Annotated in this window: 2 pseudogenes; both read left to right on the plus strand. The window is 76.1% G+C overall.

The annotated features are described in order from the left end of the window. Positions 1-298: pseudogene (locus GT030_RS09255) on the plus strand (transferase); the annotation flags it as partial. Then, positions 295-561: pseudogene (locus GT030_RS09260) on the plus strand (hypothetical protein); the annotation flags it as partial. The pseudogenes GT030_RS09255 and GT030_RS09260, both read left to right, overlap by 4 nt.

Below are 561 nucleotides of genomic sequence, written 5' to 3' on the forward strand. Positions count from 1 at the left end.
CGCGGAGGCGTGCGTGGCGCTGCTGCGCGACCCCGAGCGCCGGGCGCGGCTGGGGGCGGCGGCGCGGGCGCGGGCGCTGGAGCTGTTCGGCGTCGAACAGAACATCGCGGCATTTCACGGCATTTACCTGGAGATCATGTCGCACTGTCCGGTGCGCCGGGTCGCCGTGGACGAGGCGGGGGAGCCCCTGCCGTTCGCCGTCCCGGCCGAGGCCCACGTACCCGGCCGCTGGACCGTCCCCACCCTGCTGCGGGACTCACCGGCGCCGGTCCGAGCCGGGGCGGAAGGGGCGCGATGAAGGGCGTGGACAGAACGGTGGCGGCGTCCGGGGCCTCTGGGGCCTCTTCCGGGGCCGGGGCCGCTCCCCGTAGGGGTGCCGTCGACCCCGTGAAGGCCCTGCTGCACCAGCACCGGGACCTGTGCGAGCGGGCCGTGGATCCGCTGGAGATCGCGGCCGGGCTGGAGTCGCACGGCTTCACCGACCGCTCCGCCGCCCGCTACCGGCACCGGGACGTGTTCTCGCTCGCCGAGGAGCTGTACGCGCGCGTCCCCCGCGACGCC

Origin of the sequence: Streptomyces sp. SID1328 (genome assembly GCF_009865595.1) — a bacterium.
GTDB classification, from domain to species: domain Bacteria; phylum Actinomycetota; class Actinomycetes; order Streptomycetales; family Streptomycetaceae; genus Streptomyces; species Streptomyces griseoluteus.